The sequence below is a fragment of the Parageobacillus galactosidasius genome (assembly GCF_002217735.1).
In the GTDB taxonomy this organism is placed as follows: Bacteria; Bacillota; Bacilli; order Bacillales; family Anoxybacillaceae; genus Parageobacillus_B; species Parageobacillus_B toebii.
In genome coordinates, this window is sequence record NZ_NDYL01000001.1 from 1,004,285 (window position 1) to 1,016,621 (window position 12,337).

The 12,337-nt window shown below is 39.7% G+C and carries 9 protein-coding genes and 6 pseudogenes; 10 read left to right on the forward strand and 5 right to left on the reverse strand.

Annotation, left to right across the window (positions count from 1 at the left end):
• Position 1 precedes the first annotated feature (1 nt).
• The 3 genes and pseudogenes from B9L23_RS05320 to B9L23_RS05325 all read right to left on the reverse strand — a co-directional run bounded on the left by B9L23_RS05320 (position 2) and on the right by B9L23_RS05325 (position 2,040).
• Entirely contained in the window at positions 2-835 is an 834-nt protein-coding gene (locus B9L23_RS05320) for a copper resistance D family protein (RefSeq protein ID WP_245842292.1), read from the reverse strand.
• A gap of 3 nt (positions 836-838) precedes the next feature.
• Positions 839-1,120 carry a hypothetical protein gene (locus tag B9L23_RS20315; RefSeq protein ID WP_169712508.1) on the reverse strand — a complete coding sequence of 94 codons (282 nt, stop codon included), beginning with the start codon at positions 1,118-1,120 and terminating at the stop codon, positions 839-841.
• Between the two features lie 303 nt (positions 1,121-1,423).
• A pseudogene (locus B9L23_RS05325) lies at positions 1,424-2,040 on the reverse strand (class I SAM-dependent methyltransferase).
• A 239-nt stretch (positions 2,041-2,279) separates the two neighbouring features.
• Between B9L23_RS05325 and B9L23_RS05330 the strand changes: the two are divergent.
• Entirely contained in the window at positions 2,280-3,563 is a 1,284-nt protein-coding gene (locus B9L23_RS05330; RefSeq protein ID WP_089097006.1) for a cell wall-binding repeat-containing protein, read from the forward strand.
• A gap of 434 nt (positions 3,564-3,997) precedes the next feature.
• Here the strand turns inward: B9L23_RS05330 and B9L23_RS05335 are convergent, their stop codons facing one another.
• Positions 3,998-4,489, reverse strand: coding sequence for a PCYCGC motif-containing (lipo)protein (locus B9L23_RS05335; RefSeq protein ID WP_089097007.1), 492 nt, complete (start codon positions 4,487-4,489; stop codon positions 3,998-4,000).
• 333 nt (positions 4,490-4,822) lie between these two features.
• Between B9L23_RS05335 and B9L23_RS05340 the strand changes: the two genes are divergently transcribed.
• The 7 genes and pseudogenes from B9L23_RS05340 to B9L23_RS05365 all read left to right on the forward strand — a co-directional run.
• On the forward strand, positions 4,823-5,563 hold the full coding sequence (locus B9L23_RS05340) for a ZIP family metal transporter (protein ID WP_169712516.1): 741 nt from the start codon (positions 4,823-4,825) through the stop codon (positions 5,561-5,563).
• A gap of 90 nt (positions 5,564-5,653) precedes the next feature.
• The gene (locus tag B9L23_RS05345; protein ID WP_089097009.1) at positions 5,654-5,977 is read left to right on the forward strand and encodes an ArsR/SmtB family transcription factor; all 324 of its coding nucleotides are present in this window, start codon (positions 5,654-5,656) and stop codon (positions 5,975-5,977) included.
• Positions 5,978-5,995: 18 nt separating this feature from the next.
• Positions 5,996-8,098 carry a heavy metal translocating P-type ATPase gene (locus B9L23_RS05350; protein WP_089097010.1) on the forward strand — a complete coding sequence of 701 codons (2,103 nt, stop codon included), beginning with the start codon at positions 5,996-5,998 and terminating at the stop codon, positions 8,096-8,098.
• 73 nt (positions 8,099-8,171) lie between these two features.
• Positions 8,172-8,312: a hypothetical protein gene (locus tag B9L23_RS20320; RefSeq protein WP_167357419.1), complete on the forward strand. Its 141-nt coding sequence runs from the start codon at positions 8,172-8,174 to the stop codon at positions 8,310-8,312.
• Positions 8,313-8,457: 145 nt separating this feature from the next.
• Positions 8,458-9,025 (forward strand): annotated as a pseudogene (locus B9L23_RS20720) (UPF0236 family transposase-like protein); the annotation flags it as partial.
• Positions 9,005-10,184: pseudogene (locus B9L23_RS05360) on the forward strand (ISLre2 family transposase); the annotation flags it as partial. The pseudogenes B9L23_RS20720 and B9L23_RS05360, both read left to right, overlap by 21 nt.
• A pseudogene (locus tag B9L23_RS05365) lies at positions 10,130-10,483 on the forward strand (UPF0236 family transposase-like protein); the annotation flags it as partial. The pseudogenes B9L23_RS05360 and B9L23_RS05365, both read left to right, overlap by 55 nt.
• Before the next feature lie 146 nt (positions 10,484-10,629).
• Here the strand turns inward: B9L23_RS05365 and B9L23_RS05370 are convergent.
• A pseudogene (locus B9L23_RS05370) lies at positions 10,630-10,827 on the reverse strand (helix-turn-helix domain-containing protein); the annotation flags it as partial.
• A gap of 99 nt (positions 10,828-10,926) precedes the next feature.
• On the opposite strand from B9L23_RS05370, the pseudogene B9L23_RS05375 reads away from it, so the two are divergent.
• Both B9L23_RS05375 and B9L23_RS05380 read left to right on the forward strand, forming a co-directional pair.
• Positions 10,927-11,721: pseudogene (locus B9L23_RS05375) on the forward strand (IS982 family transposase); the annotation flags it as partial.
• Positions 11,722-11,830: 109 nt separating this feature from the next.
• The gene (locus tag B9L23_RS05380; protein ID WP_089097014.1) at positions 11,831-12,283 is read left to right on the forward strand and encodes a 5-methylcytosine restriction system specificity protein McrC; all 453 of its coding nucleotides are present in this window, start codon (positions 11,831-11,833) and stop codon (positions 12,281-12,283) included.
• Positions 12,284-12,337 lie beyond the last annotated feature (54 nt).

Sequence of the window (12,337 nt, forward strand, 5' to 3'; positions counted from 1 at the left end):
TCTATGTCATCGTGAGGGGGGATGAGGTACCAAGTATACTTGTGAAAAAGAATATGACAGTAATAATGATGGTTTCAGCTTTCAACCAAGCTCGAATATTAAGATTAGGCTGCGCTGACAATCTCCTTAAAAGAATCCCGTTTATTAGAGCAAATGCAAGTAAAGGTATGATACTGATATGCTTTAATAATAACATTTGACCATAAGGCAAAACCCAAGAATTAATATAATCGCTTATATCTACTACAACGAGCATCATGGAAAAACCGCTTGTTAATATGATTATCACACAACCAATAGCAAATGGTGTAAACCATTTTAGAAAGCTCGTCCAGTTACTTAAGTTTTTCGCAAACCATGCGACATGAATGAGAATTCCAGTCCATAATGCTACTGCTAAAAAGTGAATGCTGTGAGAAAACAGCCCAGTCCAAAATGATAATGAAGCGACATGGCTAGCGTAACCAACTGCTAAAATCATCAATAACAACCAAAAGGCTTGTAAATATTTCGAACCTTCCACATACACGGTCATCCACAAGAAGGTAGCCATCCATCCGATGAAAATCCAAGCTAATCCGACTTGAAAGTCAGTTATGATCGACATAGTTTTCTCGTTAAAAAAGTCGCCGCCATCAGAAAAATAATAAATGACTTGTAAAACTGGGCCAAAGGTCGAGACGAAGATGCCTAATATAGATAAAAGGAGCATTGGTTTTGGAATGATGATTTTTGGCTTTTTTTCATCAGGTACAAAAGATAATGCAACATGACCAGCAAGTATAGAATAGAAAATATAGTTTAAAAATTCGCTAAGCGAAACAATGAATGGCAATGCTTATCCCTTCTTTTTTAAGATTGATATCAAACCAACGATAAGAATAATACCTAAGCTAACTATTAAAATTCTAATCCATGTGCTAGAAGATGTATTTTTTGCTTGACTATCTTCTTCTTTTTTCTGACTTTTTTCAAGTTCTGTATTCTTTTCGCTACTGTCTGGTTTCGTTATAGGGGAAGATGGTAGGGATGGTGTTTTCGTGTTGTTTTCCGCTACTTTTACATCAAACGGAATTTCGCCAGTGGTTGGAGATGACCATCTTCTCCAACAATTTTCCATACAATCGTGTATGAACCGTTCTCAAGTGGGGTTGAAAAAGTACCGATAAGTTGATTGTCTTTCACAATTATATATATTATGGAATGAAATTTCATTTCCTTGATTGAGAAGATGCATTGTGCTTAGTTTCTCTATTTTTGTCTCAAATTTAAGAGTAATTGTTTTTAGCGGTGTAGTTACTATTTCTCTTTCTCTTTCTTTCGGATTGGAAGATGATAGGTAACAATGAGCATATCCAATGGATGGAATACATAAAAAGATAAGAAACATCATTAGAATCATTTTTTTATCATTTTTAATCATCTAGTTCTTTTTTAATATGATTTTTCGGTACATACCTTTCATCATAACATCTTTATCTTCAACTAAGTAACATTCATGTTTGGTATTTTTGTAAACCTTTTCAAATGAAATACCTATGTCAGTACCCAACAGCTTGATGATGGGACGAATTACTTTTTTTCGAATGACAGCTCTCTATGTTTAGGTACAAATTTATCAAATATAATAATACGTCCACCTTTCTTCGTTACACGCACGATTTCTGACATCACTTTTTCAGGGGAAGGGACTACGCTTAGGATTAAACTTGCTACTACTACATCAAATGAATTGTTTGGAAATGTTAGAGATTGAGCATCCATTTGAATGAATTTTATATTTTCATTCTGATACTTATTTTTGGCTTTTTCCAGCATTTCTTTAGAATAATCAATAGCAACTACATTAATTTTTTCTAACGGACAAAAGGCTAAATCAGCACCCGTCCCTACTCCAACAAATAGAACATTCTCATCATCTCCAAAAGGAAATTCATGAAATATTTGTTTTCGTGCTGAATAAAACACACCTCTATTAAAAAAGAAATCATAAACAGGAGCCCAACATTTATAAATAATCCGATTCCATTTGTTATTCATTTTCTTTTCTCCTTTTTACATCGCATTTAAGTGTGGATTAAGTCAATTAAATAAAACTAAATAAAATTAAACTCAGATTAAATAAAACTAAATCAAATCCATAAAATCTGCACAAATTCAAGATAGTATAAAAGAAGAGGAAATATACAGCATGTTGAAAAGGCTTGAGAGTCTTTAAACAAGTATTTTTAAACAGTTTAATCACTGCAAATAATAGTAATCAAGGAGGATGTGACTAGATGAACACGAAAAAAATTCTCAAAATGTTAATTGCACTTTTTGCGTCTACAATTATTGCGGTAGGTTGTAGCGCACAAGATGGAAATGATCCAAAAAAAGCAGACCAATCAATGGATCATAGTCAGCATGGAAGTAGTCAATCGAATGGAGCAAGCAAAGACAAGGAAAACAAAGCCATAGTTGTTCAAGAACCGGGCGTATACAATGACGAAGCGAATAAAAATCTTCTTACATTGTCAACAAAAAACGTTACCCGTTTGAATACTGATGATCCAGTCGAACTTTCGGTATTAGTATCACAAACGATATGGCCAGCCACTCATAAAGAAAATCAACCGAATGGGGTTATATTAGCCCCTCTTGAAAATTGGCAAGCAGCGTTGGCTGCGGCGAAACTGGTTCACCATCCAAATAACGGTCCTATTTTATTTACAAAAAACAATACAATTCCAAGTCAAGTGTTGAACGAAATTCAACGTTTAAATCCGCTTGGGATTAAAGACGGTACACAAATTTTTGTTATCGGCAACTTGCCGAAACAAGAGTTGGATAAACTAAACCGTTATAAAGTTCAACAAATTAATGAAACCGATTATGCAGAATTAGCACAAAGAATCGATCAATTGTATGCCGAAGTAGCTGGAAAATTACCAGAAAGCGTCATCATTGGTTCATTTGAGGAACAAGCAAAACTTTATACGATTCCAGCGGCCAATTGGATTGCTCATATGAAAGAACCGATTTTATACGTTAGTCAAAATGAAATTCCGAAACAAACAGAGGAAGCATTGAAAAAACGAAAAGGTAAAGCGAATATCTACATTTTAGGTCCTCAATCCATTATATCAAAGGAAGTTGAAGAGAAGTTAAAAGAATTCGGAAAGGTTACACGAATTTCAGGAGATACTCCAACTCAACAATCGGTTGCATTTGCTACTTTTAAAGATAAGAAAACGGGATTCGGTTGGGGATTAAACAATCCGGGACACGGTTTATCATTTGTTTCGACAAAATCGCCTGAAATGGCATTAGCAGCAGCGCCTTTTTCACATTTAGGAAAACATGCGCCGCTTATTTGGCTGGAGAATGGCGAACTTACCCCAGAAGTTTATGAGCTTATGGCTACCTTAAAACCAACGTTTGAAAACGATCCAACTGTAGGACCGTATAATCATGCTTATTTATCCGGAACAGAAAAACTGATTTCGTATCAAACACAAGGGGTTATTGATGAAAAGCTTGAAATTGTTCCAAAGAGTGGAGAGGGGCATGGTAGTCATTAAGAAAAAATTGGATAAATTTTTTATAACCGTACAGAAATGCATCTGTACGGTTTTTTGTGAGTTCAAACTAAATTTTTTCTCCCATCCCATATAACTTTATTGATTCGAGTATTTTTAAGTAAAAATATCTTTCATTAAAAATCTGTTATATTTTTTGTAAAGAGTTCTTGGTATGTTGCAAGAGGCATTATTCAAAAGGAGTGAATCAGATCGTCTATGCCCTCATTTTATTTTTGCGGGTGTTGAAGCGTATGCTTTCCATTAAATTTTTCTTGCGTCTAATGTCAAAAAAATAAAATTAACTCCTTTTGCTTATTATCGATTCATGCTTGCTGTTTTTTATAAAAAAGATTAGGAGTACTCTTACAAGTTTGAAGAGTACTCCATCTAAGAGTCAGTACAGGGACTTTTAAAACTTCAACGTTATTAAGATATTACAGGTTTGGCGTTGGAGTCGGTTCGGCATACCCATTTTTATATGCTTCATCAATTTTTTTTCGAATCTCTTTTATTGATTTTCCTGCTTTATAATCTTGAATGGAAGTGGCCGCAATTTCTAGGCAAACTCCACATTTTGTAGCATGATCGTCCCACACAATTGCTCCGTCTTTATGATTTTTATATACAAAGCAGTCATAATTATTTTTATGACCAGAAGATTTACCGCAGCCGCAATAACACGGAATATTTTCAAGCAATTCTCTGTTTTTCGCTGCGCTAGCGTATAAGTTTTTCATTTCCTTCGGTTTATCGTTCAAGAAACTTGGTAGAACCTCGACACTTTTTGTTTCTTCTACAATATCCATGCTTCCCGTTTGTTGATGTTCTTTTTTGTTGTTTTCTGATTCTTGTAGCGAATTAGAGCAACCCACAATTAAGAGCGCACTTAATAATGTAATAGGGAAAAATTTTTTGTAATTTACCATTTTACATCCTCCTGACACTAGATTAATAAATGAACATATATTCATAAAAGACACACCTTTATTATACAAGTTTTCTTAAAACAGTGAAATGCTTTTTAGTTTGAAACAACACAATACATAGTTGGTTAAACGGAATATGAGATATTAGATAGACGGAAGAAATGAAAATATTAATGTAAAAAATCGATCTAATTTTTCCGTTATAGCCTCGAATCACTTTATTACGGGAAAACGGAAAGAAAAGGATGTTTTTATGTTGATAAGACATGTTTTGTTACATCCATGCATAGAGATAGATAAAAATGAATTATGGACAAAAGGAAGGGTGACATCATGGGGGAAAGAGCAATATTAATGGTTCCCATCATTACTATTTTTATGTTTTTAGGAATTACCTTGGGGGGGATTTTCAGCTTTTTATTCCGTTTTATTTTAGGAATGAAGATAGAGCGGATTTTCGTTTTCTGCGGCGGTCTGTTGCTCGGATTAATTCTATTCGAATTGCTTCCAGAAAGTTTTACTCAGAACAGCTGGATGGGAATTGTCTTAGGGGTATTAGCAGGTATTTTATCGATGAGTATAACTGAGAACTTATTACATAGAAATTTAAATGTGGCCAATGGAAGCCTAGAGTATATGCATTCTTTTATACTTTTGCTTGTTGCAATTGGCATTCATAACTTGCCAACTGGTTTGGCGTTAGGGACCACGATGAAAACCGAAGCATTTTCTCTTTCTTCACTGTTAGCCGCATTGATTCTACATCATATCCCTGAAGGAATGGCTTTAATGGGGTCAATGGCATTTGTAGAATCCTCATCCGTATTGTTTGTAATTAGTGCTGTTTTTTTGGCTATTGTTCTGGGTGCAAGCATTTTTGCCGGATTTCTAATTGGAGACCATTCTTATAAACTCAATACCCTCTTGTTCGGAGGAGCAATTGGCACTTTATCATTTGTAACATTCCATGAAATCTTATGGAAAGCCAAAAGAAAAATGAAATTTCATGAGTTTGGGCTGTATGTATTACTTGGTTTATTGTTTATCTATATGTTTTTATTACGTATTCATTAATATTGTTTGACAGTGTATAGAATATTATGATACTTTTTTTGTAGAATATATGAGAATATGTTCATATATTAAATATAGGAGGAATATTTTATGGAAGAATCTAAATACACACAATCTGTTGATAAGGATTTAGATGAGGAAACCTTATTTATTGTTTCACAAACGTTTAAAGCATTAAGTGACCCGACGAGAATTAGAATCTTATATTTACTATCGCAAAAGGAGCATTCAGTGAACGAAATTGCTGAAAAATTGTCGTTAGGACAATCAGCTGTGTCACATCAATTGCGTTTTCTAAAAAACTTGCGCCTTGTTAAATACCGACGCGCAGGAACGACGCTGTATTATTCTCATGACGATAAGCATGTCATGAACATCCTGAAACAAACAATTGATCACGCGAGACATCATTAAAAAGGCAGGGATTTTATCATGGAGGAATATCGAATACAAGGCTTGTCATGCGCTCATTGCGCTGCCGAAATCGAGAAGAAAATTCGGAGTTTAGAACACGGGGAATCAGCAACACTAAATTATAATACAGGAAAACTAAAAATTGATGAAAAAGTTGATTTAAAACAAGTCGAAAAGATTTTATCCGAAGACGGAGCATTTATTGAAAAAACTGAGGCTCATCATCATGGACATGAGCATTCACATCATCAAGGAGTCAATTTAAAGTTTTTGCTTATTGTTTCGACTGCTTTATACTTCATAGCGTTTTTCCTTGAGAAGCAGACAAACAGTTTTCTAGTGATCGGTTTGTACTTAATTGCCATGTCTATTAGCGGATATCAGACGTTTTTGAAAGGTTTAAAAAACTTAGTTAAACTGAAATTCAACATTGATACGTTAATGACCGTGGCATTAATTGGGGCCATCTCCATAGGAGAGTGGAAAGAAGCAACGGTTGTTGCCATTCTTTTTGGATTAAATGAATATCTTGAAGGCGTTGGAATGGAAAAGGCCAGAAAGTCGATGGAAAAATTATTGGAAGTGGCTCCAAAGCAAGCGACAGTATTGAAAGATGGCATAGAGAAAGTGGTTCCTATTGAGTCCCTTCAAGTAGGAGATATTGTTTTAGTAAAACCCGGAGAAAAAATTCCTTCGGATGGAGTAGTTGTGGAAGGTAAAAGCTCCGTGAATGAGGCTGCCATTACGGGGGAGTCATTACCTGTTGAAAAGGAAAGCGGAGAAACGGTATTTGGCGGAAGTATTAATAACGAAGGAATTTTGAAAATTGAGATTACAAAATCATATGAGGATTCATCATTAGCAAAAATTTTACATTTGGTCGAGGAAGCGCAGGAAACAAAAACACCAACGGAGCTGTTTATTAATCGTTTTGCCAAATATTATACTCCACTAATTATGATTGTTGCCGTTTTAGTTATGGTGATACCTCCACTATTTTTGGGTGCTGAGTGGAACAAATGGTTTTATCAAGGTTTAGCCGTTTTGATTGTCGGATGTCCGTGTGCGCTAATTTTATCTTCACCGATTGCGATTGTTTCTGGGATTACAAGAAATGCCCGTAATGGGATTCTTGTAAAAGGAGGAGTATTTCTTGAGCAGTTAGGAAAAATTAATGCGATTGCCTTCGATAAAACAGGAACTCTTACAAAAGGAGAGCCCCATGTTGAAAAAGTAACGGTTTATATAGAGGATCAAGATGAGTTCTATCGGATTATCGGTTCGATTGAGAAAAATTCATCCCATCCGTTGGCCAAGGCAATTATGAAAAAAGTGGTTGAGACAGAAGTCGCTTTACATGATCCGGAGGAAATCGAAACGGTTTCTGGACAAGGGATCATCGCACGTATTCAAGGTAAACGATATTGGGTGGGGAATGAGAAAAGTATTTCGCATTTACAAATAACAGAGAATGTGAAAACCGATATTGAGAAAATGAAAGAAGAAGGTTTGACGTTAGTATTGCTTGCTGATGAACGTCAAGTGATGGGGCTAGTCGGAATTTCTGATGAAATTAGAGAAGAAAGTAAAAGCGTAATTAAGGCGCTCCACCAAGCGGGTATTCAACATACAGTGATGCTGACAGGTGACCATCCAAAAACAGCAGAGAAAGTGGCACGAAAAGTGGGAGTGACAGAGTATTACGCTAATCTGTTACCAGAAGATAAAGTGGAAAAAGTAAAAGAATTAGCGTTAAAAGGAAAAGTAGCGATGATTGGTGACGGTATCAATGATGCACCTGCTTTAGCAACAGCCGATTTAGGCATTGCAATGGGAAAAGGTACTGACAGCGCAATTGAAACAGCAGACATCGTTTTAATGCAAGACCATCTTGGAAAACTACCGAGCGCTATAAGAACTGCTAAAAAAGTAAATCGTATTATCAAACTAAATATTTCCCTTGCATTAGGTCTTAAATTATTAGCTCTATTACTGACTATTCCGGGCTTGCTTACACTCTGGATTGCTATTTTATCCGATATGGGTGCCACTATTTTAGTTACTTTAATTAGCTTAACGATTTTGTGGGAGAATAAAGAACATAATGTAATAATTAGATAAAATACATCTAAGTTTTCGATGTATTTGATACACGCATAAAATTGCTAAAGATTAACCATTGGTGGGAAAACGGATGAAACCAGAAAAAAAGGAATCGAAAATGAAAAAGAGCATAGAACAAATCATTGAAAAGTTTAGAAAGAAAGGCATTCAAGTAGAGAAGGTATTATCAAGAGCAAGCATGACAAGAAAGATTAAAGGTGTTCTGTTATAAAAGTCATATGTTTCTTACGAAATTAAGTAAGAGGGGGGGCGGGGCGACTCCCCATACCCGTCAAGTTAGCGGTATAAAATTTTTTAGGATGATACGCATGTTCGAAAAATCAATCAAAGGATGAAGAGAAAACCAAATGCTGGGCATGCCAAATAACCCTCAAGAAGAGGGTTATTACCAGCGATATGGACGGGTGCTGTTTGTGGAGGCCGATGGACTGTTTGTCTCTCGCCAAGGGAAGGGAAAACGGGCCAAGGAAGACAAAATCCTGACCGTTCACGAAGGGTGGAAGCGCAACGGCTCCCGGATCGAATTCGTGAATCAGCGCCATTACGTCCATGAGGGCAAGGGGGAGGTGTGGGAAGGCTTCGAGGAATTTTTGATAAATGAATATGCCTATGATCCTTGCCGGGCAATTGGATCGATTCCACGTGGCGCGTGAGTTGCGCCAATGCCTCTCGGGCCATCCACGGTGGCAGGCGATTCGGCAAAAGCTGGCGAAGCAGGATGAAGAGGGGTTGCTTGTGGAACTGAACAGCGCCCTCGGCACGCTGGGGGACGAAGCGAAAGAACAACAGCTGGCTGCCTTGATCCACCGGATCGAATCGATGCCGGGATGCATCCGTGATTACCGGGAATGGCTGAAGGAGCAAGGAGTGGACACAACGGGCATGTATCCGATGGGGAGGGCTGAAAGCGTGATGAGCCAGCTGGCGTATCGGGTGAAATACCGCCGCAGTTGGACAGACAAGGGACTCAGGGCGTTTTTCAAGGGCACCACGATTCAAACCCTGTTTGGCGAAGTCACCTTTGAGCGAAACTACTATTTAGACCGAGAACAAAACCGTTACACGTTTTTGCTTGACTCCTTTTTAGCGTTTGATGGATCACAGTCAATCAGCCCTTGTCTAGAAGAAACAGCGGTGGGATTGGCTATGGAGTGCTCTTCCTATCGCAAAGCGGCTCATACGCTTGCCCAGATGGTCGGGTATCCGGTGATGAGCCATGAGGCGATCCGCCAGTTGGTGCTCGAGGCTGAAGTTCCGCTGCACTGCCCGGTGGACCAGCGATATGGACGGGTGCTGTTTGTGGAGGCCGATGGACTGTTTGTCTCTCGCCAAGGGAAGGGAAAACGGGCCAAGGAAGACAAAATCCTGACCGTTCACGAAGGGTGGAAGCGCAACGGCTCACGGATCGAATTCGTGAATCAGCGCCATTACGTCCATGAGGGCAAGAGGGAGGTGTGGGAAGGCTTCGAGGAATTTTTGATGAACGAATATGCCTATGATCCGTGTCGGGATCTTCTTGTCATCAACGGGGACGGCGCTCCATGGATTACCGCATGCCGGGAGTATTTCAAAGGACGGGTCTGCTTCCAATTGGATCGATTCCACGTGGCGCGTGAGTTGCGCCAATGCCTCTCGGGCCATCCACGGTGGCAGGCGATTCGGCAAAAGCTGGCGAAGCAGGATGAAGAGGGGTTGCTTGTGGAACTGAACAGCGGAGCAAGGAGTGGACACAACGGGCATGTATCCGATGGGGAGGGCTGAAAGCGTGATGAGCCAGCTGGCGTATCGGGTGAAATACCGCCGCAGTTGGACAGACAAGGGACTCAGGGCGTTTTTCAAGGCAATGATTGCCCGGATGGATGGGATTCGTCTTTTCGGACGTCGTTTAGGAGAAGAATCGTCGCATCCGGCGGAGGAAACGGCATCTACCAAACAGATGATCGTGAACAAGGCGAAACAACGCGTCCGCCGTCTTCTTCCGGAGGTAACGCGGAATAACGTGCCATATTTACAGCAATCGTCCGGGACGAGCAAGGAGTGGACACAACGGGCATGTATCCGATGGGGAGGGCTGAAAGCGTGATGAGCCAGCTGGCGTATCGGGTGAAATACCGCCGCAGTTGGACAGACAAGGGACTCAGGGCGTTTTTCAAGGTAATGATTGCCCGGATGGATGGGATTCGTCTTTTCGGACGTCGTTTAGGAGAAGAATCGTCGCATCCGGCGGAGGAAACGGCATCTACCAAACAGACGATCGTGAACAAGGCGAAACAACGCGTCCGCCGTCTTCTTCCGGAGGTAACGCGGAATAACGTGCCATATTTACAGCAATCGTCCGGGACTCCGATCTATCATGCCCTGTCTGAACTCAAAGGATGGTAAAAAAAGGTATACATATCGGTCTGTCATGGCAAGGGATGAGAGTCCGAAAGCGCTTACGGATGAAATTCAAAAAAATGGTTCGCTGACCTATGACTTACATCTGTTTTCAGGAATCAAAAAAGTTCCCACAAAGTCTTGACTGACTCTTCTTTCCCGACAAGGTTGTGTTTTTTCAACAATCGGTATATAGTAAAGTAAGAGATATGGTTTTTTGGGATTTCCCCCTGCTCGATCAGGTGTTCGTAGAACACCGTCACGGGCATGGTGGGATGTTCTTTTCTTAGGGCTAAAATATGATCCTCATCATCGGGCGACAGACGCCTTGAGTGGCCGCGGTCCACCCGTGGTGCTAGATAAAATCAAACAAGCATAAAAAATAGCTCTTGCCTGGCGAATCTCCTGTAGAATGAAAGTGCGACCTACCATTCGAAAGGAGAATCCCCATGCAAGAGCACTTTCATTTTACTACAGATCGTGTCAAACTTCAAAAACAATATGCATCGATTTTGCTTTTTGTATCGGCTCAACTATCGAGTATCCAGATTCCTCTTCAACGTCGAAATCGTCATTTGTTGAAACAGAAAGACGAAGTCATCATCACCATCCATGTCCTTGGAAAGTTGTTGGGCTTCACTTCCGAACGGGCTTGGCATCGGTTTGTGATTGGGAATTTGTTTCCCAAGGACTTGTTCCCTGAGCGTTCTCGGTACAACCGTCGCTGCCGAGCGCTTAGCTTTGCGATCAAGTGGATTCGGCACCAGCTAGCCAAGCGTGGGCAACACCATGCGTATGCGGTCGTGGACAGCTTGCCGATCGAGCTGTGTCATTCAGCTCGAATGCATCGCGTCAAACGATTCCGTGGAATTGCCGATATTGGCTATTGTGCTTCCAAAAGGATCACTTTCTATGGGTGGAAACTTCACCTGCAGGTCACCGACCAAGGGCTTCCGATGGGATATGTTGTCACCGAAGCGTCTTGTCACGACCGGGTGGCCGCTGAAACCGTCATGACGCAAATTCCACATCCGTATAACCTCGGTGACAAAGGGTATATCAGCCAAAAGCTGCAAAAGAAGCTGTACGAAGAGCACCGAGTCGCTTTTTGGACGCCCGTTCGAAAAAATCAGCGAATTCGCCAATCGGACGCATGGAAACAGTGGATGAAGCGAAAACGTAAAGTGGTGGAAACCGTGTTTTCGATTTTAGTCGATTCGTATCGGATCACCGAGATTCGAGCACGATGCAGCGAAACAAGATATTCCCATTGATGTCGTTAAAAAACAGCTTCATGTGGCATAAGGGGTACTCCGTTTGTCTCTTTTTACATGGTAATTATTGTAATGAAAATTGCTCAACTACAGTAAATTATTAAAAAAATATTTACCTGGCGCAGCAAAAGTACATGCGCAGCGGAGATTTAAGAAAGCCATTACGAAAAATGGAGATGGTTATCACGATATCATTCTTGATTTGTTAGTAGAGTTTCCTGACAAAGATCCTATTGTCCTTGATACAAAATACAAACAGTATAGCAAATATAAAGTGGAGAACGCAGATATTTATCAACTTGCCTTTTATGCACAGTTTGTCACAAAGTCAAGTAATCATTATAAGGCGATCATCGTTCATCCAGAATATGCTGGGGAAGACGCTTGCGAGGAAGTCATCGATCTATTGCCTGGAACCTTCCATCAAGGAAAATTATTTGTAAAACCTGTATCTATTGAAAAAGTGTTGGCTGCGGTTAAAAGAAAAGATATTGAGTTTTTACAAAAACAAGCTGAAAAGTTAATACTGTAAAAAATGAACGAGTTGTTTTTGGCACAAACCCCAGCGGCCTAAGCGGCTTCTGGG

Coding starts and splice junctions, on each gene's coding strand:
- B9L23_RS20315 (WP_169712508.1), bottom strand. CDS start 1,120: ATGGAAAATTGTTGGAGAAGATGGTCATCTCCAACCACTGGCGAAATT.
- B9L23_RS05330 (WP_089097006.1), top strand. CDS start 2,280: ATGAACACGAAAAAAATTCTCAAAATGTTAATTGCACTTTTTGCGTCT.
- B9L23_RS05335 (WP_089097007.1), bottom strand. CDS start 4,489: ATGGTAAATTACAAAAAATTTTTCCCTATTACATTATTAAGTGCGCTC.
- B9L23_RS05340 (WP_169712516.1), top strand. CDS start 4,823: ATGGGGGAAAGAGCAATATTAATGGTTCCCATCATTACTATTTTTATG.
- B9L23_RS05345 (WP_089097009.1), top strand. CDS start 5,654: ATGGAAGAATCTAAATACACACAATCTGTTGATAAGGATTTAGATGAG.
- B9L23_RS05350 (WP_089097010.1), top strand. CDS start 5,996: ATGGAGGAATATCGAATACAAGGCTTGTCATGCGCTCATTGCGCTGCC.
- B9L23_RS20320 (WP_167357419.1), top strand. CDS start 8,172: ATGAAACCAGAAAAAAAGGAATCGAAAATGAAAAAGAGCATAGAACAA.